This window comes from Shewanella sp. SM95 (assembly GCF_025653595.1).
Taxonomy (GTDB): domain Bacteria; phylum Pseudomonadota; class Gammaproteobacteria; order Enterobacterales; family Shewanellaceae; genus Shewanella; species Shewanella oncorhynchi.
Genome location: NZ_JAKKSE010000010.1, coordinates 84210 through 107348 on the forward strand (window position 1 = coordinate 84210; position 23139 = coordinate 107348).

The following is a 23139-nucleotide window of genomic DNA, read 5'->3' on the forward strand; positions in this document are numbered from 1 at the left end:
TCCATCCTGGATAGACTAGAGAGGAAAGGCGTAGTGCCTAATCCACGAAAACAATTATATGGATTTGTAGTTTTATTACAACCTTTATTTGTATTTTTTTTGATTAAGGCTTTTTAATGTAATTAAATTACACAATTATAGTGAGGTTAATGGCGACCTGCTTCACAGAAAAACAGAAATAACCCTGTAAATATCTAATAAATAAGATATTACAGAATTATTTCTATTTGTTACTAGGGCGTGTTGACGTTTCGAGATTAAATTTTGTTCGCTCTGGCAAGCTCGTGATCGCAAAACGAGGAGTGACGTGTAGTTATTCTACTCAAATGACGAGTGACAAAGAGCAAGAGCTTGCCAGACGAACCCTTCGGGCAGCGTTTGGCTGGCATTTCTGCTGCGTTATCGCCCGTTTATATAGAATAACTACACCGCACGGGCTTTACCTTGCATAAAAGCCAGCCAACTCGCTGCAAAAATAACCCTGAAACGTCAACACGCCCTACCCGTTAGCGATTGATCAGATATTGATACAAGCCCACCAGCGGACTCGCTGTAGGTTTGCCGTAGAGCGGATCACCTTCTGTTGCACTGCCTGCGATATCTAAGTGCATGTAAGCCAAGGGAATAGGGGCATTAACCCCATGATCAAATAGTCCAGAGGCTTTCAGTAAAAACGCCGCGGGATATTGATGTCCACGGGCGGTAATCGATGATGGTGCATTATTGGAAGATAATATTTCAGCAGCGCCTGACACATCGCGGATCTTAGCGAAGTCTTCAGGGCGTAATGTAGACACTTCAAAGGGTTCACCCCATTGAGTCGCTTGCTGCTGTAAAGTGACAGCGCATTGCTGTGAACTCGCCACTGAGTTTTCAACCGCCGCAGGATAACTGCCATAACAACGTACGACATGACCTGTGAGTGTTGCTACCGAAAACATCTCAGGCTTCACCGCCGACACGGCTTTGATACGTAAATGGCTCAGTAAATCCGCCAGCACTAAGCGCCCTTCGGCATCCGTATTACCAATCCGCACTCGCACACCCGCATGGCTCGTAATAATTTCATCGGTCACGAAGGCTTCGCTGCCTATGCTGTTACGCACTAAACCTAACTCGGCAATCACTCGAATACCTTTAGGCTTGAGCATTGACAGAGTTTTAAATAAACCCGCCACGGCAGAAGCGCCGCCTTTATCACGGCTCATGCCCGCCATAGAACCACCGACTTTCAGATCGGCGCCGCCGGTATCGTAAATCACGCCCTTACCCGCAAACAGGAAAGTGCGAGTCACTTCACCCTCTGGCAGATATTCTAATTTCACCACCCGAGGTTGATGACGACCGACGGCAAAAGAGGAACGCGCTACTGCACTGAGCAGCGGATAGTCACGCTCTAAAATATCTCTGTCTTCTACCACTGCGGTTTTGATCACGCTGCCCGCTAAGGATTGCAGACAATAGTCCGCAAAGGCTTTAGCCGACATGCGCTCAGGTTCAGTACCACACAAATCCCGCGCTAATACGCGGCCCGCTTCTAAGGCATTGAGCAAATTGCTGTTATGGGTTGATGAAGATAATAACCCTATGGCCTCAAATGCAGGCGTTAAGCCCGTCGCTTCACGCAGCTCTAAGGTTTGCCACAGTTCTTGACCGCAAGCTAATGCTGCGACTTCAGAGGCAAAACTAAAACGTGAGTCCTTCGATGGCACTACATATAACAATGGACGTTTTGCGCCTGCGTCTTTTGCAATGGCAATCGCCGCCCTTGCAGCATTGGCATAGACTCGCACGTCCACATACTCGTCATTCACTTGGGTGACAGGGGCAATGATCAAACGCCCTCCCGCAAGGCCTGGGGCAAACAGTAATGTCGGGCTCTTACCCACGCGCTTATCCACGTGGGCACCGTGCTGAGCCAATAAACCTATCTCATCAAAACCGATAGAATCCAGATCGGGCGTCACCACCACAACCGCATCCCAGCCTTCACCATCAAAAATGGCATTTTCTGCTTTTACATCAACGAAGTTAACTTGAAACATGACCCATCCTTTTTCATTATTGTGCCTGCATTATTCCCGCTCTATCGCTTAATTACCAATCTAAAAGTGCTACCGACACTCCCAGAAAAAATCGAACTGGAAACTTTGGCTGCCAGCTCACCAAAAGCCTGTGACACTGAGATTATTTGGCTGCACAGAATGTGGTAGAATGGCCGCAAATTTGCCCTATACCCACAAGACCTTATGAGGGAAACTCAAGTGACAGCCTTAAGTCAGTTATACCCGCAGCCATTATGGCAATGGTTCGAACAAATTTGCGCGATTCCCCATCCATCTAAGCATGAGCAAGCCTTAAGCCAGCACATTCAAGCGTGGGCTAAAAGCAAACAACTTGCCGTCGTTGAGGATGCCGTTGGCAACTTGATCATCCGTAAACCTGCGACGCCGGGTATGGAAGATCGTAAAATCGTGGTTATTCAAGCCCATATCGATATGGTGCCACAAAAAAATGCCGATAAAGTGCATGATTTTACTAAAGATCCTATCGAAGCTTATGTCGATGGCGATTGGGTTAAAGCCAAGGGTACAACCTTAGGTTCAGATAACGGTATTGGCATGGCATCGGCTTTAGCCATTTTAGGCTCTGATGATATCAAGCACGGCCCATTAGAAGTGCTGCTGACGATAGATGAAGAAGCGGGCATGACAGGCGCCTTCGGTTTACAGGCTGGCATGTTAGACGCAGACATTCTGATCAATACCGACTCAGAGCAAGAAGGTGAAATCTACATGGGCTGCGCCGGTGGCGTTGATGCTCAAATCACCCTGCCTATGGTGTGGCAAGCCTCTGAGCAAAGTTACTCAGCCTTTAGCCTGCACTTATCTGGCTTAAAAGGGGGTCACTCTGGGGTGAACATTCACTTAGGTCGTGGCAATGCCAACAAGTTATTGGCGCGTTTCCTCTTTGAAAACGCAGATGATTTAGCGTTAGAGCTGACCCAATTTAGCGGCGGTTCACTACGTAATGCGATTCCACGGGAAGCCAACATCAGCTTTATGTTGCCAGAAGAAAACGTCAGCGCCTTAAACGAAAAAGTCGCTGAGTTTGAAGCGCTTATCCGCACCGAACTCGCCATTGCCGATCCCGATATGCGTTTAGTGTTAAACACTATCCCAACACCAAAACGTGTGATGAGCGAAAACAGCCAAAATACCCTGATCGATTTGCTGCATGTGTGTCCGAACGGCGTGATCCGCATGAGTGATGAAGTCGAAGGTGTGACTGAAACCTCGCTCAACGTTGGCGTTATCAGCACTAACGATGAAGAAGTCACTATCCTATGCCTTATCCGCTCGCTGATCGATTCTGGCCGTACTCAAGTCGAAGGCATGTTAACTGCGCTGACCAACTTAGCCGGAGCCGATATCGATTTAAGCGGTGCTTACCCAGGCTGGAAGCCAGATAACAGCTCACCTGTAATGGCAATAGTGCGCGAAACCTATCAAAACATTTACCACAAAGAGCCAATAATCATGGTGATCCATGCGGGTCTCGAGTGTGGTCTATTCAAGAAACCTTATCCAGAAATGGATATGGTCTCGATTGGCCCCACGATTCGGTATCCACACGGCCCAGACGAGATGGTGAACATCACCACAGTCGGCCAATATTGGACATTATTATTAGCCGTACTCGAGCGCATTCCAGTCAAGGCTTAATGTTCTAACCTTACCCTAGCTCACTCAATTCAAGGCCACATCTGCTCAAGTCAGATGTGGCCTTATTTTTTACCGCGGATTCTATTTGTGTAGAAATGCCATCGATAAAATTTTTATGAAAGAACTGAATAACTTGAATTTTCTACTATAGTTGTTCTGTCTGACCCTAACGTATTTTTGCTTATCGCGCTTTTAGAGATAACCGCTTTCCCCTTCAATACTGTGACCTTAAGGAATAGAGATCATGAAATTTGGTAAAATCTTGTCAGCCGCCGCACTACTGCTCAGCAGTAACCTCAGTTTCGCCGAAGAAGTCCCCAAAGCCGTTATAGACCTAGCCGATTCACTGATGCCATTAGGCAGAGAAGTGGTACTGGTGAATGCTGTTAAAGCGCAAAATGCCCAAGGCAAAAGCTTAGATTCAATCAAAACATTAGATGAAAAATGGATTGCCACCGCAGGTATTGATGACTTTATGTCATCCCTGATGAACAACGAAGCGGCTAAGTTTCTCACGACCTTCGAAGCCAGCAAACCTTACTACCAAGAAATTTTCCTCATGGACAATCAAGGCGCGAACGTCGCCATGATCAGTAAAACTTCAGATTATTGGCAGGGTGATGAGGATAAATGGCAAAAATCCTTCGCCAATGGCAAAGGCGATAAACACATAGGTCCGGTCAAATTTGACGAGAGCTCCCAAGCCTATCTAGTACAAATTTCTATTCCAGTGATAGATGGCGATGCTGCAATTGGTGCTATCACGATTGGGATCAACCTAGATCAATTTGGACTCTAATTACCAGAGAACGCCAGTGATGGGCTGCATCCTCTTACCACAGAGGTTATTGCGGCTCTCACCTTTTCAGTGCATCAATCAAGGAGGGCGTGACTATGGAATGGTATAAAGATCTATCCGTTAATCAGAAACTGACTTATCCAAGTCTGCTACTCGCTGGCGTAGTCATCTTCGCCTCTTCAACTGGCATTTTAGGACTCAAAGCCTTAAATCACAGCGCGAATACACTCGCGCTTGAATACTTACCTAGCCAATCTGAGCTACTACAGGCCGATAAAGAGCTTTATCAAGCTCAGGTGGCCGAGCGCAGCCTGATGTTTGTTAACGTGGGCACAGACTCTTACAACGACCTTTTAAAGCAGCACACTAATAGTATCTCTCTGGTTAAAGAACATATTGATAAGTTTGCCGATGTGACCACAAGTCCCCTCGCTAAAGATAAGCTCAATGAATTAAATCACAGTTTCGATACTTGGCGAGCGACAACCACAGAAATTAGTAATCAACGCACCCAAAATGGCCGTAACGGTAGAACGACGGCGATCGATCTTAGTTTCGGTCAAGCAGCAACGCAATTCGAGCAACTACACCAGAACATTAATCATTTAATCAATGATTTAAATAGTAATACTACCGCAGCGATAGCCCAAGTAGATGATGATGCCAATCATGGACAACAGATGCAGTTAATTGCCTTAGCTATCAGTCTCTTGATCTGCATACTCTTTATCGTTGCACTGCCTAAACTCATCAGCAAACCGCTGGCAGTTTTACTCGCAAAAATCCACGACATTACCGATGGTGATGGCGATTTGACCGAACGAGTCCACTTAACCTCTAAGGACGAGCTTGGTGATCTCGCCAAGGCATTCAATCATTTTCTCGATAACTTACACGGTATTATCTCGCAATTTAAACAGTCTACATCAGAGCTCAACACCGCTGCCGAAGGTCTAGCCAAAACCAGCGCATCAGCAAAACATACCTTGATGGATCAACAAGCTGCAACCCACAGAATCGCCGATGCTAGCGATCATATTGCCGCATCAGTGCAAGAAGTATCAGTCAGTGCCAGTCATGCCGCCGATGCCGCTAAACAAGCCGACGTATTTACCGCCGACGGTCAGGCAAGAGTGAAAAAAACCATCAATGTGATTCGTGAACTTGCGGGAGATGTAGGCACGGCAGAAATGCAGATCAATAAACTTGAACAGGAAGGCCAACATATCGGCCGCGTGCTTGAGGTGATTCAAGCCATTGCCGAACAGACGAATCTATTAGCCCTTAACGCCGCAATTGAAGCGGCGCGCGCGGGCGAACAAGGACGCGGGTTTGCAGTGGTTGCCGATGAAGTGCGCTCCCTTGCCTCTAAGACTCACCAATCCACCGAAGAAATTAAATTGATGATCGCCAATGTCCAAAATGGCACTCAAAGCGCTGTGGCGGCGATTAATATCGGTAATGAAAAGGCTATCTCAAGCGTAGAAGCCGCCAGTAATGCCGGTGAAGCCTTAGCGCATATTGCAGAAATGGTGAGCCAAATTAGTGAGATGAACAATCAAATCGCCCTCGCAGCCAAAGCGCAAACCACTATGGCCAATGAGAGCCATCAAAATATTCAACACATTGCCGAACAGTCGGAGGAGAGTCTACGAACCACTGATGAAATCTACGCAGCAAGCGTACAACTCTCGTCAATGGCGAGTAATCTCACTGCGCTGGTCAGCCGCTTTAAACTGTAATTTGTTGAGAGTGAAAGCTTTTATATAAGTTACCTTTTGTAAATCAGTGATGTTTGAAAGGTCCCCTCAAACGAATAAGGGAGCATAAACCTGTCGCAGTGATTATCTGAATTCAGGTGCTCCCTTATATTTAAACAGCAAAGCTAGCACAGATTAGCAGCGCTTAACCACTAAGCCTCTTGCCGCGCGTAAGTTGACTAACATAGGTAACATCAACGCAAGGATCACTATCAGCATCCCTACCAATTGAATTTCCGTCACAGCCTGCCCCATGGCTAACGCCGTTAATGCTGCAAAAACGGGCACGAGATTAAAAAAAATCGATGCCTTAGCGGGGCCAAGCGCCTTAACACCGTTAATCCAAAACAGATAACCGAGCACAGTGGCGAACAAACCTATGTAGAGCACGCTAGAAAAAGCCGTTGCCGACAGTTCCATCAACTCCAGCCAAGGGTGAAACTCACCTCGGCCAAGCCCAACCACGGATATAGACACACTGGCAGCTATCATACTCAGCAAGGTAAATGGCAATACAGGCAACCAATGGCCGACCCGTTGCGAACAAATGGTATAACCACTCCACGCCAACATGCCGGCGGCAATCATCACATCACCTTGGTTAAAACTAAAATTGAGCAACTGCTGCACACTGCCGTTAGTGATCACTAACAGTACGCCCGCCAAACCGCCCACTAAGCTGAACACTTGTTGTCTGCTGAGCCATTCACGCTGTAATAGCGCGTTGACGATTGAAGTCACCAGCGGACTGAGCGCCATAATCAAGGCGCCATTGGCGGCAGAGGTGTGCTGCAGGCCATTAAATAACGCCAAATTTAAGCCGCCAACACCAATCACGCCTACTAGCGCTATGACAGCGTATTGCGCCAAACTCAATTTAGGCCAAGCCTGACGAGTAAAAACGATATATAACGCTAGAGTCACAGCCGCAATGGTAAAACGCCAGAATACGAGAGATTCCCCTGACATCTCCTCCAGCACTCGCTTAGCAATCGGAAACACACTGCCCCAGCTAAAAACGCAAATCAGTAGACAAACGAATGTCATGTAAGGTGTATGGGATTTCATATCGTCCTCTAGGGAGGTAATTGGGATTGAGCTTAGTTTATAAGTTTCATATATTATTAAAACTAACAAGATTGAGAGTTTAAATTCCAAATATGAAACTTAATTATTCCTTAGACGATATGCGCTTATTTTGGGTGGTGGCACAGCAAGGGAGTTTTAAGCTCGCGGCGCAGCATTTAGGCATTCCACCTTCAACCTTAAGCCGTCGAATCAATCTGTTAGAACAATCCTTAGGTCTGCGTTTACTGCACAGAGACGCCCATAGAGTCAATCTGACCGCCACAGGTCAGCGGTATCTCGAACGCTGCGGCCCGCTATTTATCGAGTTAAACCAGGTATCTGGTGAGTTGCATGCGGATAAACATCAAGCGGTTGGCAAATTGCGGATCTCGGCGCCCATCAATACAACCTATCGCTGGCTGGGTGAATCACTCAACGCCTTCCAACGGCATTATCCCAATATTGATATCGATTTAAGTCTGTCGAACATGAATATCGATGTCAGTGAAAACGCCATCGATATCGCCTTTCGAGTGGGCGAACCTAAAGATCCCGATTGGATTGCAAGGCCACTTACCACGATTAGCTTTGTACTTTGCACCAGCACATCGGCAACCCAGTGGCATGCGCTGCAATCCATTGAAGAGCTGGAACAGCATCCGGTTATCATCGCCAAGCCCACAAAAACGTGGCGTTTACAGCACAATCGCACAGGGCAAAATGTCGAGTTTGAACCAAGGGGGAATATCAAATTAGCCGTCGATGATATGGCGATTGCCTGTCAGGCCGTGGTGGCGGGGCTTGGGATTGGACTCATACCCATCAGCATGGCGAGTGAACAGATACGAAGTGGCAAACTCATTCAAATACTGCCCGAGTGGCAAGGTATTCCGCGCACCGCCTACTTAATGTATCGCGATCGAGACAACCTGCCCTTACGGGTCAGACTGTTAATTGATTTTATGTTGGCGAATCCACCCGAGGCTTATTGAGCCAATGCAGGCATGAGTCTGCGGCTTATCGACTCAATAAACGGCTAGAGTGCTAAATCCAGCTGAGTCTGGCCGTTTAAGCTTGTGGCGACGACAAGAGTAGAATCAGTAAGGCCAACTGAAATACCCAATAGACGAATGCCGCGGCCTTCTTGCCTTTCCATAGCCTGTGCGAGTAGCTCATAGAACATTACAATCGAGACTTCATCGCTGCGGTGCTCAATTGTAGTCTGCTTGAAATCGTTAAACTTAAGTTTGACCACCTGTTTATGTATTTTGCGTTCCTTAGCACTGCGACTTAAACGCAAGGACAGTTCTTGGATCAAACTCGGCATCACCTGCTGGCACTGCTCTAAACTATAAATATCCTTCGCTAATGTGGTTTCAACACCCACTGATTTGCGCTCTCTGTCGGCAGAAATACCCCGTTCATCTATGCCTTGGGAACGCTCAATCAACACACCACCAAACTTACCGAATCGCGCTAAGAGCTCAGGTTTAGAATAAGCTTGCACATCGCCACAGGTATTGAGCCCGAGCGAAGAGAGCTTTTCGGCGGTGACTTTACCAACACCGGGAATTTTACGCAGCGATAAGGTCTTAACAAACTCAGAAAGCGTCTCTGGCGTAATGACATATTGGCCGTTTGGCTTGTTCAGATCCGAGGCGACCTTAGCTAAAAATTTTACTGGCGCGATACCCGCCGATGCGGTTAAACCCGTTTCGGTTAAGATATCGCGACGAATCGCTTGGGCAATCAAGGTCGCAGAGCCCTTATATTGTTGGCACTCACTCACATCCAAATAAGCTTCATCTAAGGAAAGCGGCTCAATTAATTGGGTATAGCGAGAAAATATTTCACGAATTTGTAGCGACACTTCTTTGTAAACCTGCATCCGGCCTGGTACTAAAATCAGCTCAGGGCACAACTTAAAGGCATAAGCCGTCGCCATTGCTGAACGTACACCGAATTTACGTGCCTCGTAACTGCAAGTACTGATAACACCGCGACGGTCGCTACTGCCCCCCACAGCTAAAGGTTTGCCTCGGTACTCAGGAAAGTCGCGCATTTCCACTGCAGCAAAATAGCAGTCCATATCGATATGAATAATTTTTCGCACGTTGAATTCCTCCAACGCCAAAATACTGTATATAAAAACAGTAATCAAGTATTCCTGATAGATTTGGGCCAATAAGATGTGGCCTAGCGCTGGAAAAGAGAACAAGACAAGTGTGAGGAACAACAGACATGCTTAATAACTGAGTTTCCTAGGCCATTACACTCAGTGGCCTAGGCATTTACTCAACCTAACAATCTAAGGCTCACATCTTAGTTTGCAGGTAGTTTTGCAATCCAACACGGTCAATAAGCCCAAGTTGTTTTTCGAGCCAATACATATGGTCAGACTCTGTATCGTCGAGTAATACTTCAAGGATTTCACGTGTCTGGTAATCTTGCTTCTGCTCACACAGTGCAATCACTTTGCGCAAATCGTCCGCGACCTTGTATTCATAGGCGAGATCATTACGTAGCATTTCTTCTACATCTTTACCTATGTTCAATGCCTCACGGGCGGCAACATTGGGTGTACCTTCGAGGAATAAAATGCGCTGCACTAATTTGGCTGCATGGGCTTTCTCATCATCTGACTCATGGGCGATACGCTCATAGAGTTCTTTCAGGCCCCAATCTTCGTACATATGGGCATGGACAAAATACTGATCCATTGCCGAGAGTTCTCCCGTTAGGAGTCGATTTAACGCATCGATAACGCCTTTATCGCCTTTCATATCTTGCTCCTATTGGTCGCTAATTTGCGATTGTAGATAATTTTGAATACCGGTTAGCGTAATGAGCTCTTGCTGCGACTCGAGCCAATCTAAGTGCTCTTCTTCGTCTTCGAGAATATCTTCCAGCAGATCGCGGCTCACATAGTCCTGTTCGGCTTCACACAAGCTGATCGCATCACGCAGCAATGTAAGCTGCTCTTGCACCATGGCCAGATCGCAGTCGAGCATCTCTTGGCTATGTTCACCAATGCGAAGTTTTTCGAGTTGTTGCAGATTAGGTAGACCTTCCAAAAACAGCACTCGCTCGATGAGCTTATCGGCGTGCTTCATATCTTGGATGGATTTTTTGTATTCGACGTGGTTTAACTTCTCTAAGCCCCAATGTTTAAACATGCGGGCATGGAGGAAATATTGATTGATTGCGGTCAACTCACAGGTAAGCACCCGATTCAGTTGCCCAACCACTTTAGGATGACCTTTCATAAGTTACTATCCTTGGTAAGCGTGAAAAGATTGATCTAAATCAAGCTTCTAGCCTAGTACAATTTATCGACCAACTCAAATTATCTTTATATTTCACTCACTTAATGATGAAAAGCATTCTCATTCCTGCTTAGATTAACTTGCTATCCCACTCTAATCCCAAGGATAAATCTCAAATGATTAACCCGTGTAAGAAAATACAAGGCAAAAAAATAGCCCCCTAAATCGGAGGCTATGATCGAATCAAGACTATTTAGATAATGCGGTCTTTCGTTAACTTCTCACGACGCGCTTCTTCAGCGGCCATACGACGTTTACGTTTGTCACAAGGGTCATCACAATCACACGCTTTTTCAATCCCTAGAACACCTAAACCGCCACAACTTCCTTCAACGGCTTTGCGCTTGATGAGATAACCAATCGACATGAGCAAAAAGAAGACTAACAAGATCACAAATGCCGCGATAAAAGAGGTCATGGTTTACTCCAAAAACTAAATAAGGAAAGGCTTGAAGGCGTCGCTGTAATAAACCTTAAATCCGTCGCCTTGCTTTTCGATTAGCATTATCGCCAAGTGTTCCTTCTTGGCAAGCTCCAATGATGCTTCTGTGCCCAAAACCATCATGGCCGTCGCAAAACCGTCGGCCGTCATACAATTTTGATGCAATACAGTCACGGATGCTAACTTATGATTTATCGGCAAACCAGTACGCGGATCGATTATATGCGTAAAACGTTGGCCGTCTTCTTCATAATAATTACGATAATCACCAGAGGTCGCCATCGCCATAGTACCAGGTGCGATAACCTGTTGTACGGCTTCAGAGCCATCATTGGTCGGTTGCTCTATAGCAACACGCCAAGAGCTTCCATCACCTTTGGCACCTTTGATACTCAGTTCGCCACCGATTTCAACTAAATACCCTGTCGCGTGGTATTTATCAAGAATGGAAGCGATCTTATCAACCCCAAATCCCTTCGCGATTGATGATAAATCTACATATAAATGGGTATTGTGCTTACTTAGACGGTTGCCTTCAATGGAAAGTTCACTAATCCCTGTTTTGGCTTTAGCCGCATCAATATCAGCCTGTGTCGGAACTTTCGTCGGACGCTTATCAGGTCCAAAACCCCACAGATTAACTAAAGGACCTAAGGTAATATCAAGTGCCTTATCCGTCACTTGATATAAACGTATTCCCTCTTGCACCACTTTTATGGTATCCGGTGAGACTTCAACACTTTGCTCCAATGGCAATTGGTTGAAACGGGATAATTCTGAATTAGGCCGATACGTCGACATCTGGTCATTGACTAGCTCAAGGGCTAAATCAATCTCCGCTTGAAGTAACTGCGCCGTCGGCATCTGCTCATTCGGGACGACTTTAATGTGATAAGTCGTGCCCATAGTGCTGCCGGCCAACGAAATGACTTCGTTTTGCTTAGAACAGGCTGAAACAAAAAAGGCCAGTCCCACGAGGACTAGCCAGTTAAATGAATACTTTAACGCTGAGTTATTGATCTTTAAGGTCTGAAACATAGTGACCTACTACTCTTATTTGGGCCCTTAAATGCAAAAGTTGCAGATGAAAGGTTAACCTCAACATCTGCAACTTTTCTATCTAGGACTAATGAACATTAGCCGCCGAAGTCATCCAACAGGATGTTTTCGTCTTCGACACCAAGATTTTTCAACATACCAATGACGGCAGCGTTCATCATTGGAGGTCCACACATGTAGAACTCACAATCTTCTGGGGCATCATGGTTTTTCAGATAGTTTTCATACAATACGTTATGAATAAAACCTGTATAACCATCCCAGTTGTCCTCTGGTTGAGGATCTGAAAGTGCCACATGCCATACGAAGTTATCATTCTCAGCCGCTAGGCCGTCGAAGTCTTCTACGTAGAACATTTCACGCTTAGAACGTGCACCGTACCAGAAGCTCATCTTACGTTTAGACTGAAGACGCTTCAGTTGGTCGAAGATATGTGAACGCATTGGCGCCATACCCGCACCACCGCCAATAAACACCATTTCTGCATCGGTATCTTTCGCGAAGAATTCACCGAATGGGCCAGAAATTGTCACTTTATCACCCGCTTTTAAGCTCCAAATGTAAGATGACATCTTACCGCAAGGCAGTGTCAAGTTACGTGGTGGAGGCGTCGCAATACGCACGTTCAGCATAATAATACCGAACTCTTCTGGGTAGTTAGCCATTGAGTATGCACGGATAGTTTCTTCATCAACCTTAGATTCAAGATTGAAGAAACCGAAGTGTTCCCAGTCGCCACGGTATTGTGCAGGTACATCAAAATCTGCATATTTAATATGATGAGCTGGTGCTTCGATTTGAATATAACCTCCAGCACGGAATGGTACAGACTCGCCATCAGGAATTTGCAGCTTCAGTTCTTTAATGAAAGTGGCTTTGTTATCGTTAGAGATAACTTCACATTCCCATTTCTTGATACCGAAGATTTCTTCGTCAAGCTCGATTTCCATATCGTTCTTAACGTTAACCTGACAAGAAAGACGACAACCTTTACGGGCATCACCTTTGCTGATGTGGTCAAGTTCCGTTGGCAGAATATCGCCGCCGCCAGACTTAATCACCACGCGGCATTGGCCACATGAGCCACCGCCACCACACGCACTCGATACGAAGATACCGCTGTTAGCCAAAACGCCTAACAACTTACCGCCCGCACCGGTTGTAATCGCTTTTTCAGGATCGTCATTAATGCCGATCGTGATGTCACCACTAGCCACTAACTTAGACTTAGCGAATAAAATCACTAATACCAAGATGAGGACGATAGCAGTAAACATACTCACACCGAGGTAAACCTCGAGCGGAGTAGATTTAAAAATACCAAGAATATCCATTAACTTATCCTTAGAAGGTCCAATTCAAGAAGCCGTTATGTGTCTCTTACAGAGACACACCTGAAAACGACATGAAACCTAAGGCCATCAAACCAGCGGTGATAAAGGTAATCCCTAAACCACGTAGGCCGTTAGGCACGTCGGCATACTTCAGCTTCTCACGGATACCGGCCATCAATACGATAGCTAATGCCCAACCCACTCCTGAGCCGAAACCAAACACCACACTCTCGCCTAGCTTGTAGTCACGCTCAACCATGAATGATACCGCACCGAAAATCGCGCAGTTCACTGTGATCAAAGGTAAGAAAATACCTAATGCGTTGTACAAAGGTGGAAAGTACTTGTCCAGTGCCATTTCCAGAATTTGAACCAAAGCCGCAATCACACCGATAAAGGTAATGAATTTCAAGAAGCTTAAGTCAGCTTCAGGTGCGCCAGCCCAAGCAAGTGCACCAGGAGCTAGCAGCCCTTGATAGATAACTTGGTTTGCTGGGACAGAGATAGTTAACACTACAACTACCGCAATCCCTAGGCCCATGGCTGTAGTAACTTTCTTAGACACAGCCAAGAAAGTACACATACCTAGGAAGAAGGCCAGTGCCATGTTTTCAATGAAAACAGAGCGAATTAACAGGCTAATATAATGTTCCATCGCACTTACCCTTTTGCTTCAACTTGCTCTGGCTTATAGGTACGAATAATCCAAATCAAAACACCGATCAGGAAGAACGCACTCGGAGGCAGTAGTAGCAGACCGTTTGGTTGGTACCAGCCGCCATCAGAGATCTTGTGCAGGATTTCAACACCGAACAGAGAACCGTTACCAAACAGTTCACGTACGAAGCCAACAGCTAACAGAATCGCACCGTAACCTAAACCGTTACCGATACCATCCATAAAGCTCATCATTGGCGGTGTTTTCATCGCGTAGGCTTCGGCACGACCCATTACGATACAGTTCGTAATAATCAGACCGACGAATACCGACAGCTGCTTAGAGATCTGATAAGCATAAGCCTGCAACAATTGGTCAACCACGATTACCAAAGAGGCAATAATGGTCATCTGTACGATAATACGCACACTGCTTGGAATATGATTACGGATCATTGAGATAAACAGGTTCGAAAACGCAGTTACCGCAGTTAACGCCAACGCCATTACCAATGCAGTTTCGAGCTTGCTCGTTACCGCTAATGCACTACATACACCAAGTACTTGTAAAGCAATCGGGTTGTTGTTGACTATAGGTCCGGTCAGAACCTGTTTCAGTTCTTTAGCGTCAGACATTAGTTGAGACCTCCATTGCGTGCTTTTTCAATGAAACTCGCAAAACCTTCTTTACCCAACCAGAATGTCAGTGAATGTTGTACACCGTTACTCGTTAAGGTTGCGCCAGATAATGCATCTACACCGTACTCAGTGCTAGCAACAGTTGGGTTTTTCGTTACGCTGATAGCGAGTTTACCTTGCTCATCAAATAACTTTTTGCCATGCCATTTCGCTTTCCACTGAGCATTTTGCACTTCGCCACCTAAGCCCGGCGTTTCGCCGTGCTCGTAGTAGACTAAGCTTTGCACTGTGTTTAGGTCAGCATCCATAGCAAGGAAGGCATACATAGTAGACCATAGGCCATAACCATGGATTGGCAGAATGACACTGGTTAATTTACCTTGGCCGTCACGAACAAGATAAACTACAGCCTTATCAGCAACACGTTTCACTGAAGCGATGTCATTCTCAGGTACAAATGAGGTTTTCACATCACGAGACGCTTTACGTTGATCATAAGTGTCAGCATCAACACCCTCAACCCAAGCACCCGTTTTCAAATCGACCAGTTTAGCTTCGATGTGTTTGCCGTATGTATCCAGAATTTGCGCTTTGGTCACTTTGCCAGCTTTAGTATCGATAAGACCAGCGGCTTCCAGAATGTACTTTTGCTTATCAAGCAGTTTATTTTCTGCTTGAGTCGGTCTCAGTAACACTGCTGCAGTAGACACAAATATCGCACAAATTAGACACAGGCCAACGACGATAAATAAGGTTCTGCCGAACGAATCTTTATTACTAGCCACGGGCAATCCTCCGCTTGATATTTGCCTGAACCACGAAGTGGTCGAACAATGGCGCGAACAAGTTAGCAAACAAAATTGCCAACATCATGCCTTCAGGGAATGCAGGGTTAATCACGCGGATAAACACAGCCATTGCACCGATCAAGATACCGTATGCCCATTTAGCTTGGTTAGTAAATGACGCTGACACTGGGTCTGTCGCCATGAACATCATGCCAAACGCAAAACCACCTAACACTAAGTGCCAGTACCAAGGCATTGCAAACATTGGATTAGTGTCACTACCGACAACGTTAAGCAGCGTAGAAATGGCAATCATGCCCACCATTACACCGCCAACGATACGCCATGAAGCGATACGCGTGTAGATGATGACCAAACCACCTAACAGAATCGCTAATGTAGACACTTCACCCACTGAACCTGGAATGAAACCGAAGAACGCATCCCACCAGTTTTGGTTAATTGCGTAATCTAAAGTGCCAGACGCCGCTTGGCTCAGTGCAGTTGCACCTGAGTAACCGTCAGCCACAACCCATGAGGTATCACCTGACATATTCAACGGATAAGCGAAGAACAAGAAGGCACGACCCGCTAGTGCTGGGTTTAAGAAGTTACGCCCTGTACCACCGAACACTTCTTTCGCCACGACCACACCGAAGGTGATACCCAGCGCCACCATCCATAATGGGATAGTTGCTGGCAGCGTTAAAGCAAACAGGATAGAGGTAACGAAGAAACCTTCGTTGACTTCATGACCACGGATAGAGGCAAACAGCACTTCCCAGATACCACCGACGGCAAAGGTCACCGCGTAGATAGGTAGGAAGAAACAGGCGCCATACCACATCAGCGCAGGCCAGCCAGAGTTTGCCGTCAGTTCGGTACCGAACATGCTGAACAAGCTCACTTGCCATACGTCAGGAGTAGCAAAACCAGCCACTAAAGCTAATTGAGCTTGTAAACCTACGTTGTACATACCCACGAACATCGCGGGGAAAGCACAAGCCCAAACCGTAATCATCATACGTTTTAGGTCGAGGTTATCGCGAACATGGGTTTTGCCCTTGTTCACTTTACCTGGGGTATAAAAAATCGTGTATGCCGCTTCGAATAGGGCATAAAACTTTTCGTATTTACCGCCTTTTTCAAAGTCGGGTTCAATACGTTCGAAAAAATCTTTCAAGCTCATTAGCCTTCCCTCTCGATCGTATCTAGACAGTCACGCAGATATGAACCGTAGTCATACTTGCCTGGACATACGAACGTACACAGTGCGAGATCTTCTTCATCTAACTCTAACGCGCCTAAAGTAGCAGCACCGTCAAAGTCACCTGAAATCAAGTCACGCAACAACATAGTAGGAAGAATGTCCAATGGCATTACACGCTCATAGTTACCAATTGGCACCATAGCGCGGTCTGAACCACCTGTACTGGTCGTCATGCTGAACAGACGAGAAGGAGCAAGATGTCCTAAGAATGCACGAGTGATAGAATATTTGTCTGAGCCTGGTAATACCCAGCCTAAAAATTCTTTCTCTGTACCTTCTTCTAACAGACTTACTTGAACATGGTAACGACCTAAATACCCTTGTGGGCCAACGGCTGTACGACCATTCAGAACAGAGCCTGAAATCAGACGAACATTGCCATCTAAGGCTTCACCTGCGGTTAATTCAGTCATGCTCGCGCCCACAACAGTGCGTACGAGTCTTGGCTTAGCCGCTTTAGGGCCTGCGATCGCAATAACACGTTCGGTATTGAGTTCACCCGTCGTAAATAGCTGACCAATTGCTATTACATCTTGGTAACCAATATGCCAAACGGTACGTTTTGCAGAGGCAGACAATAAGAAGTGAATGTGAGTACCGACTAATCCTGCAGGGTGCACACCAGCAAATTCTTCAACTTGGGCGTTTGCGGCAGGAATATCAGCGCCAGGCGCTTTACAAAGGTAAACTTTACCGTCAGTAAGTCTTGCTAAGACCTTAAGACCATTAGCAAAATCTTCTTTATGCTCACGGATCACCACAACGGGATCAGCGGCAAGAGGTTGAGTATCTATTGCGGTTACAAAAATACCAGCAGCAGAAGAGTCTACAGCAGGAACTTTGCTAAAAGGACGAGTACGCAAAGCAGTCCATAAACCTGATTCAATCAGATTGTCACGGACTAACTGCGAGTCGAGCGTATCAAGTGCAGTGGCATCATATTTAGCAAAGGCAACGCTGTCGTTTCCTTCCACTTCAATGACAACAGACTGCAGAACACGCTGGGCGCCCCGGTTAATGTCTAATATAGTACCACTGGCTAAAGCCGTATATTTAACGCCTAAATTCTTCTTATCTTCAAAAAGAACTTGGCCTTTTTGTACTTTATCGCCCACTTTGATCTTCATCGTTGGACGTAAGCCAATATACTCTTCACCCAAAGTAGCTACATGTTTAATGGCTGGGCCATTATGGATAACTTGCTCTGGTCCACCTGCTATAGGCAGTTCCAATCCTTTCTTAATTGTAATCATATCCACAAGCACTACGTTTGAAGGAAAGACAATGCGCCGCGTTCCTGCTAAATACTTAGGTTTTAAACAAAACCTACTGCATTGAGCTAGCGCAGATTTATCACAGAAATGCGATCGCAATCACGCTGGTCGCGCGCATTTTACCCCAATTGACTTGGCATCGCCACGAAAATTATAGGTGATTTCAAACCTAAAATACGGATTGAAAAGAATCATGCGCTACGGCGTTCGCCTTCCGACCTAGTGACTGATCAGAAAGAGAGAATATTACGGCCACTGGATACTATAGCATTAATAATTAAAGATTTAATTTAGCAAAAAGTCGAAACGTCCACTAAACGCAGCCGAAATCGATCTTATTTGTTTCAATTGATTTAAATTCAAACAAAATAAAACTCAATTTAAAAGCGCCATTGATAACCTAAATAGCTAATACGTCCATTTTCCGATCGAATTCCGCTATTTGATGCTGTTGTGACTAATGTCTCATCTAAGAGGTTTTCTACCCTAAAATAAATCTCATGGTGGCGATCAAAATGATAATTCGCCGCTAAATCTACCCGCCATTGTACTGCGATAGGCTGTAATTCAGCGCCAAATTGGCCCATTTTCCGCTCGGATTGATAAAAGACATTTGCATTCAATTCATATTCGGCATATTTCATTCCAGCACTAAAATGCAATTGCTGCTCAGGTAACCAAGCCACTCTATCACCAGCCACAACGCAACCTTGGATTTCGTTACAGCTATTGGTTTGATACTCCGAATTCGAATATTGATAATTTAAGACTAATGGTAACTGTACACTACCGATATCCCACTGGTAGCCAAGATTCAGCTCAACTCCTTTGGTCAGTACATCCACAACATTGCCTTGAACCCACAAACGACTGTCGGCGCATTGGGTATACGCATCACAATTCACATGAAGATTATCAAAATCTTGGACGTAGGTTTTGATATCAGCACTAAAATGCTCGCTGGCATATTGGGCGCTGACTTGATATTGCAGCGACACTTGCGCCTCTTGCTCAAGATTACCTGCACTCGCGGCGGTCCATGAGCGGCGAATATCCGTACTAAAGCGCCAATCTCCAGCATGATATAAAACACCGAGTTGTGGCATCCAATCGCTGTCGGAGAAATCAGCCGCATCCAGTCCTACATAAGCTAAATCGACCTTGCGATTGACGCTCACTTGTTCATAGGCAAGCGCGAGCTTTATCTGTAATTCGTCCCAATTAAACAAAGAATCGATTGCCGAAGTAAATGCTGTTGCATCGTCGGTATAGGCCAATAACGCATTTTGTGCATCACTCACTAAACTCAAGTCCTGCTGCCATAGACTCTGTTGATCGCCAAGGCGCATCTCGGCTTTATCCGTATGATAACGGGCGCTATAGATAATTTGATGGGCACCATACTGATTCACTGATTCAGTTTGTGCCCCAAAGGAGCTGAAATCATTGTCTTGCTGTAAAGAAGCCAGTTCGACGCCATCGACTGTCGGCTGACGTTCAAATGCGGCCAACGCAGCAAGCCTCTGGGCATCGAGCATTTGCCCATCAAATTGATTGAGTTGGTTTAATTGCTGCGAATAAGACTGGTAGTAAAAGTCTGTGGTGACCTTATGCCCACCATTGAGCGTAACTTGGTGAGACAGTTGGTACTTATGATGTCGCCCCTGATGTTTATCCGCCGCAGTGGCCGAATACAAACTCATAGGATCTTGTTGCCAATCGGCCTGTGTTAACCCAAGCTTAGAGCGATAACTATCATCATCGAGAAACTGGTAAGTAAACTCAGTCACCTGTGGACTTCTGGCGCCGAGTAAACTCGCGGCGTTAATTTTAAATAAGATGTCTGTCGTTTGGTGGTCTGTGTCTTGACCATTGAGCAAGTGATCGGCGCCGCTATTATCTGCATAATTAACCGCGAGTATCATGCCATACTCTTTTTGCTTCACTCCCCAATTCATATCGACACTGTAGTCTGAATCGGTATTGCCCTCGAGAGTCGCCTTACTATTCTCGGTCTGCTCAGCAACAGGTAAGGTTTGATAACTCACCACCCCAAACGCACCTTGCCCACCGACAGCCATATTTGCCATCGGGGCGGCAGTAACACTCTGTTGTTGCAGCAGATTAGGTAAGAGTTGTAATTGCGGTGCAGAATAAGGCGCAGGTGAGAAATACACTCTATCTTGTAATACCGCAATACCTTGAGTCGCACTGCGCATGCTGATGCTCGCGGGATTTCCACTCAGATCCGCAGGCAAAACCGTCAAAGCCGTCAATTGACCTAACGCTAAACGATTAGACGTTGAATGAAATGTGTCATTGAGCTTGTTCAATTCAAGCATTTGACTGTGAAGATCATCGGCGAACGTTGTGCTAGAACAGGCAAGAGATACAGAAATTGCACAAAGTGATACAGTGAAGTAACGACTAGGCATACCAAGCTCCCAAAAACTTTGTTAGCGTACGGTGTTTTTGTTATTAACTTGTAAAATAGCTGAGTTTACTTGAAAAAAAAAGCGACTCTCGTCGCTTTCTCTTATTTACTTCAGGAAACTGAATTTACTAAAGAAGCACTCTCATACTATAAGAGTGCGAACAATTACAGGTTACCTAGAATTTCGTCGCTTAATTTCAAATCATCATTGCGATTAACACTTACGCCTGCCGCAATAATATTACGGGCGATATCTTGTGCTTGCTCTAATGAATGCATCTCATACGTACCACATTGGTATTCGTTCAGCTCAGGGATTTCAGACTGCTCAACCACTTTAAGCACATCTTCCATCGCGGCTAACCACGCATCGGCCACTTGTCGCTCTGTGGGTTCACCAATCAAACTCATATAAAAACCGGTACGACATCCCATTGGCGAAATATCAATGATCTCGACATCGCTGCCATTTAAATGGTCACGCATAAAACCCGCGAACAAATGCTCTAGAGTATGAATACCACGCTCACTGAGGATCTCTTTATTCGGTGCGCAAAAACGTAAATCAAATACCGTAATGGCATCGCCCTTTGGCGTGCTCATATGCTTAGCGATACGAACCGCAGGGGCATTCATCCGAGTATGGTCGACGGTAAAGCTATCAAGTAATGGCATAGGGATCTCCAAATTCTCAGGGCGACATCAACGCCACTGTAACTGTCTATTTATGGCTTGCAAGCATAACATCAAATGAATTACGCCGATAACAAGATAATTTAAGATGAAATCATCTCATATAAATCAGCTGTTAATGTGACAGTGAGTGCTAAAAACGGCACGCATTTAGTGTTGACGCTGTTGGCTGTAAGCATCCTCAGATATTTTATGATACTGGCGTACACCTTGCTCGTAGGCGTGATAGGCGGCGTACACTTTTCGCATTAAGGGATCTTGATTGGCTTGCTCTTCAATCACTTGTTTAGAGATTTTCTCAAGTTCCAACAAGACGTTCGGTGGAAACGCTTTGAGCACTACCCCTTCATCATTCACTAAAGTTTCAAGGGCGGCAACATTACGGGTCGTGTATTCATCGAGCATATCTTGGTTAATGGCTCTCGCCGCGACTTTAACTATGGCTTGTAAATCTTGAGGTAAACTCTCGAAGGCGGCTTTATTAATCAAGAATTCCATATTAGAACCCGGCTCATGCCAACCAGGGTAATAGTAGTACTTCGCCACTTTATGTAGACCAAAGGCAAGGTCGTTCAATGGCCCTACCCACTCAGCCGCATCAATCGAGCCTGTTTGCAATGCACCATAAAGTTCACGCCCCGCCATGTTTACAGGTACAGCACCAACGCGTTTCAACACTTCACCACCTAAGCCCGGCATGCGGACCTTCAATCCCTTAAAATCCGCAATAGTATTGATGGGTTTATTAAACCAGCCGCCCATCTGCATCCCAGTATTGCCTCCCGCGAGGGGAATAATACCAAAGGGTTGATACACTTCATCCCACAACGCCATGCCACCGCCGTAGTGTAGCCAGCCATTTATTTCCTGTGCGGTCATACCAAAGGGGATCGATGAAAAAAACTGCGCTGCGGGCGCTTTTCCTCTCCAGTAGAAAGAAGCGGAGTGGGCCATTTGAATTTTACCCTGACTCACACCATCAAATACGGCAAAAGCAGGCATCAACTCACCCGCACCATAAACGTTAATCTTTAACCGACCGTTAGACATTTCATCGACTAAATGCGCAAAACGCTCAGGAGCCATGCCTAAACCGGGGAAGTTTTTCGGCCAAGAGGTCGCAAGACGCCATTCAATGGCAGGTAAAGCATGGGGAACATCAGTTGCGGCGTGGGAAGCGGCTACGCTTTGCGCATCACTGGAGACGGGGTTACAACCGCTCAGTCCCATCAGCAGCACTGAGATAAACAAACTCCCTAACTTACGCATTTTTAATAGTCTCCCTGATGTCAAACGAGCGCATGGATCCAACTGACATGGAAATACACTCAGGATGGGTATCGACAATCACATCGCCCAACCTCTTAAAATAAAACATATTGTTAACACAGAAACTAAGGTAGGGAAACTAGAAACTAAGGTCGGCAAATCCAAAAACGGTCTTAAGTTGGCCTAAAACAAAAAGCCACTCTATGAAGAGTGGCCTTGAAATCTAAGCTAAACAGTATTATTGAGCGATTAATTAACCGCGACAATTTGGCGTATTAGGTACTTGTGCATTCGCATCCCACTCATTTTGAGTGAAAGTGTGAATAGACAAAGCATGCACGCCATTGGCTAACTCATGGGCTAAGTGAGTGTTGACCAATCGATGACGGGCTAATAAACGTAAGCCATCAAACTGCTCGCTCACCAGCACAACTTTAAAGTGGGTTTCTGAATTCGGTGGTACATGGTGACGATTACTTTCGTTAATCACTTCTAAATGGGTCGGCGAAAAGCATTCGGTTAATTTCTGCGAAATAGTGTTAGCCACAGTGCCCTGCACATGAGTATTGGACATATTCGAGTCTCAGAATGGGGAAATCCAG

The 23139-nt window shown here is 45.7% G+C and carries 22 protein-coding genes; 5 read left to right on the plus strand and 17 right to left on the minus strand.

What is annotated here, in order from left to right; genetic code table 11:
- Positions 1-506: 506 nt before the first annotated feature.
- Entirely contained in the window at positions 507-2045 is a 1539-nt protein-coding gene (locus L5M29_RS12560) for a leucyl aminopeptidase family protein (protein WP_263168075.1), read from the minus strand.
- Between L5M29_RS12560 and L5M29_RS12565 the strand changes: the two genes are divergently transcribed.
- From L5M29_RS12565 to L5M29_RS12580, 4 genes are all read left to right on the plus strand, one after another.
- Positions 2037-2213: a hypothetical protein gene (locus tag L5M29_RS12565; protein ID WP_219250307.1), complete on the plus strand. Its 177-nt coding sequence runs from the start codon at positions 2037-2039 to the stop codon at positions 2211-2213. The genes L5M29_RS12560 and L5M29_RS12565 overlap by 9 nt on opposite strands.
- Before the next feature lie 51 nt (positions 2214-2264).
- Entirely contained in the window at positions 2265-3725 is a 1461-nt protein-coding gene (locus L5M29_RS12570) for an aminoacyl-histidine dipeptidase (RefSeq protein ID WP_263168076.1), read from the plus strand.
- A 244-nt stretch (positions 3726-3969) separates the two neighbouring features.
- Positions 3970-4524 carry a cache domain-containing protein gene (locus L5M29_RS12575; RefSeq protein ID WP_263168077.1) on the plus strand — a complete coding sequence of 185 codons (555 nt, stop codon included), beginning with the start codon at positions 3970-3972 and terminating at the stop codon, positions 4522-4524.
- 95 nt (positions 4525-4619) lie between these two features.
- Positions 4620-6266 carry a methyl-accepting chemotaxis protein gene (locus L5M29_RS12580; protein WP_263141647.1) on the plus strand — a complete coding sequence of 549 codons (1647 nt, stop codon included), beginning with the start codon at positions 4620-4622 and terminating at the stop codon, positions 6264-6266.
- Positions 6267-6419: 153 nt separating this feature from the next.
- Here L5M29_RS12580 and L5M29_RS12585 read toward each other — a convergent pair whose 3' ends face one another.
- Positions 6420-7352: a DMT family transporter gene (locus L5M29_RS12585; protein ID WP_263168078.1), complete on the minus strand. Its 933-nt coding sequence runs from the start codon at positions 7350-7352 to the stop codon at positions 6420-6422.
- A 92-nt stretch (positions 7353-7444) separates the two neighbouring features.
- Between L5M29_RS12585 and L5M29_RS12590 the strand changes: the two genes are divergently transcribed.
- On the plus strand, positions 7445-8344 hold the full coding sequence (locus tag L5M29_RS12590) for a LysR family transcriptional regulator (protein ID WP_263168079.1): 900 nt from the start codon (positions 7445-7447) through the stop codon (positions 8342-8344).
- A gap of 44 nt (positions 8345-8388) precedes the next feature.
- On the opposite strand, the gene dinB is transcribed toward L5M29_RS12590, so the two are convergent.
- The 15 genes from dinB to L5M29_RS12665 form a co-directional block, all read right to left on the minus strand.
- Positions 8389-9465: a DNA polymerase IV gene (dinB, locus tag L5M29_RS12595; RefSeq protein ID WP_198572969.1), complete on the minus strand. Its 1077-nt coding sequence runs from the start codon at positions 9463-9465 to the stop codon at positions 8389-8391.
- Positions 9466-9667: 202 nt separating this feature from the next.
- Entirely contained in the window at positions 9668-10135 is a 468-nt protein-coding gene (gene bfr / locus L5M29_RS12600; protein ID WP_263168080.1) for a bacterioferritin, read from the minus strand.
- A gap of 9 nt (positions 10136-10144) precedes the next feature.
- Entirely contained in the window at positions 10145-10618 is a 474-nt protein-coding gene (gene bfr / locus L5M29_RS12605; RefSeq protein WP_006080475.1) for a bacterioferritin, read from the minus strand.
- Positions 10619-10871: 253 nt separating this feature from the next.
- Positions 10872-11096 (minus strand): (Na+)-NQR maturation NqrM, encoded by a 225-nt coding sequence (gene nqrM, locus L5M29_RS12610; protein ID WP_105250019.1) that lies wholly within the window; start codon positions 11094-11096, stop codon positions 10872-10874.
- A 15-nt stretch (positions 11097-11111) separates the two neighbouring features.
- On the minus strand, positions 11112-12158 hold the full coding sequence (locus L5M29_RS12615; protein ID WP_263168081.1) for an FAD:protein FMN transferase: 1047 nt from the start codon (positions 12156-12158) through the stop codon (positions 11112-11114).
- A gap of 98 nt (positions 12159-12256) precedes the next feature.
- The gene (nqrF, locus tag L5M29_RS12620) at positions 12257-13513 is read right to left on the minus strand and encodes an NADH:ubiquinone reductase (Na(+)-transporting) subunit F (protein ID WP_028761565.1); all 1257 of its coding nucleotides are present in this window, start codon (positions 13511-13513) and stop codon (positions 12257-12259) included.
- 46 nt (positions 13514-13559) lie between these two features.
- A complete protein-coding gene (gene nqrE, locus L5M29_RS12625) occupies positions 13560-14168 on the minus strand; it encodes an NADH:ubiquinone reductase (Na(+)-transporting) subunit E (protein ID WP_006080469.1) in 609 nt (202 codons plus the stop codon).
- Between the two features lie 5 nt (positions 14169-14173).
- A complete protein-coding gene (locus L5M29_RS12630) occupies positions 14174-14806 on the minus strand; it encodes an NADH:ubiquinone reductase (Na(+)-transporting) subunit D (protein ID WP_006080467.1) in 633 nt (210 codons plus the stop codon).
- Complete coding sequence (locus L5M29_RS12635) at positions 14806-15594, minus strand: Na(+)-translocating NADH-quinone reductase subunit C (RefSeq protein WP_028761566.1); 789 nt, start codon at positions 15592-15594, stop codon at positions 14806-14808. The genes L5M29_RS12630 and L5M29_RS12635 overlap by 1 nt, the downstream gene beginning before the upstream one ends.
- Positions 15587-16786 carry an NADH:ubiquinone reductase (Na(+)-transporting) subunit B gene (locus tag L5M29_RS12640; protein ID WP_105250021.1) on the minus strand — a complete coding sequence of 400 codons (1200 nt, stop codon included), beginning with the start codon at positions 16784-16786 and terminating at the stop codon, positions 15587-15589. The genes L5M29_RS12635 and L5M29_RS12640 overlap by 8 nt, the downstream gene beginning before the upstream one ends.
- Positions 16786-18120 carry a Na(+)-translocating NADH-quinone reductase subunit A gene (locus L5M29_RS12645; RefSeq protein ID WP_028761568.1) on the minus strand — a complete coding sequence of 445 codons (1335 nt, stop codon included), beginning with the start codon at positions 18118-18120 and terminating at the stop codon, positions 16786-16788. Before L5M29_RS12645 ends, L5M29_RS12640 begins: the two co-directional genes overlap by 1 nt.
- Before the next feature lie 401 nt (positions 18121-18521).
- A complete protein-coding gene (locus L5M29_RS12650) occupies positions 18522-20576 on the minus strand; it encodes a TonB-dependent receptor domain-containing protein (RefSeq protein ID WP_263168082.1) in 2055 nt (684 codons plus the stop codon).
- 164 nt (positions 20577-20740) lie between these two features.
- A complete protein-coding gene (luxS, locus tag L5M29_RS12655; protein WP_028761570.1) occupies positions 20741-21250 on the minus strand; it encodes an S-ribosylhomocysteine lyase in 510 nt (169 codons plus the stop codon).
- Positions 21251-21418: 168 nt separating this feature from the next.
- Entirely contained in the window at positions 21419-22537 is a 1119-nt protein-coding gene (locus tag L5M29_RS12660; protein ID WP_263168083.1) for a TRAP transporter substrate-binding protein, read from the minus strand.
- 253 nt (positions 22538-22790) lie between these two features.
- Positions 22791-23111: a BolA family protein gene (locus L5M29_RS12665; protein ID WP_028761572.1), complete on the minus strand. Its 321-nt coding sequence runs from the start codon at positions 23109-23111 to the stop codon at positions 22791-22793.
- Between the last annotated feature and the right edge of the window lie 28 nt (positions 23112-23139).

What these genes read in the sequence shown, in the direction of transcription:
- L5M29_RS12560 (WP_263168075.1), bottom strand. Translation starts at nt 2,045, where the DNA reads ATGTTTCAAGTTAACTTCGTTGATGTAAAAGCAGAAAATGCCATTTTT.
- L5M29_RS12585 (WP_263168078.1), bottom strand. Translation starts at nt 7,352, where the DNA reads ATGAAATCCCATACACCTTACATGACATTCGTTTGTCTACTGATTTGC.
- L5M29_RS12650 (WP_263168082.1), bottom strand. Translation starts at nt 20,576, where the DNA reads ATGCCTAGTCGTTACTTCACTGTATCACTTTGTGCAATTTCTGTATCT.
- L5M29_RS12640 (WP_105250021.1), bottom strand. Translation starts at nt 16,786, where the DNA reads ATGAGCTTGAAAGATTTTTTCGAACGTATTGAACCCGACTTTGAAAAA.
- L5M29_RS12630 (WP_006080467.1), bottom strand. Translation starts at nt 14,806, where the DNA reads ATGTCTGACGCTAAAGAACTGAAACAGGTTCTGACCGGACCTATAGTC.
- L5M29_RS12645 (WP_028761568.1), bottom strand. Translation starts at nt 18,120, where the DNA reads ATGATTACAATTAAGAAAGGATTGGAACTGCCTATAGCAGGTGGACCA.
- nqrE (WP_006080469.1), bottom strand. Translation starts at nt 14,168, where the DNA reads ATGGAACATTATATTAGCCTGTTAATTCGCTCTGTTTTCATTGAAAAC.
- L5M29_RS12660 (WP_263168083.1), bottom strand. Translation starts at nt 22,537, where the DNA reads ATGCGTAAGTTAGGGAGTTTGTTTATCTCAGTGCTGCTGATGGGACTG.
- L5M29_RS12575 (WP_263168077.1), top strand. Translation starts at nt 3,970, where the DNA reads ATGAAATTTGGTAAAATCTTGTCAGCCGCCGCACTACTGCTCAGCAGT.
- nqrF (WP_028761565.1), bottom strand. Translation starts at nt 13,513, where the DNA reads ATGGATATTCTTGGTATTTTTAAATCTACTCCGCTCGAGGTTTACCTC.
- L5M29_RS12615 (WP_263168081.1), bottom strand. Translation starts at nt 12,158, where the DNA reads ATGTTTCAGACCTTAAAGATCAATAACTCAGCGTTAAAGTATTCATTT.
- L5M29_RS12590 (WP_263168079.1), top strand. Translation starts at nt 7,445, where the DNA reads ATGAAACTTAATTATTCCTTAGACGATATGCGCTTATTTTGGGTGGTG.
- L5M29_RS12665 (WP_028761572.1), bottom strand. Translation starts at nt 23,111, where the DNA reads ATGTCCAATACTCATGTGCAGGGCACTGTGGCTAACACTATTTCGCAG.
- luxS (WP_028761570.1), bottom strand. Translation starts at nt 21,250, where the DNA reads ATGCCATTACTTGATAGCTTTACCGTCGACCATACTCGGATGAATGCC.
- bfr (WP_263168080.1), bottom strand. Translation starts at nt 10,135, where the DNA reads ATGAAAGGCGATAAAGGCGTTATCGATGCGTTAAATCGACTCCTAACG.
- nqrM (WP_105250019.1), bottom strand. Translation starts at nt 11,096, where the DNA reads ATGACCTCTTTTATCGCGGCATTTGTGATCTTGTTAGTCTTCTTTTTG.
- L5M29_RS12580 (WP_263141647.1), top strand. Translation starts at nt 4,620, where the DNA reads ATGGAATGGTATAAAGATCTATCCGTTAATCAGAAACTGACTTATCCA.
- bfr (WP_006080475.1), bottom strand. Translation starts at nt 10,618, where the DNA reads ATGAAAGGTCATCCTAAAGTGGTTGGGCAACTGAATCGGGTGCTTACC.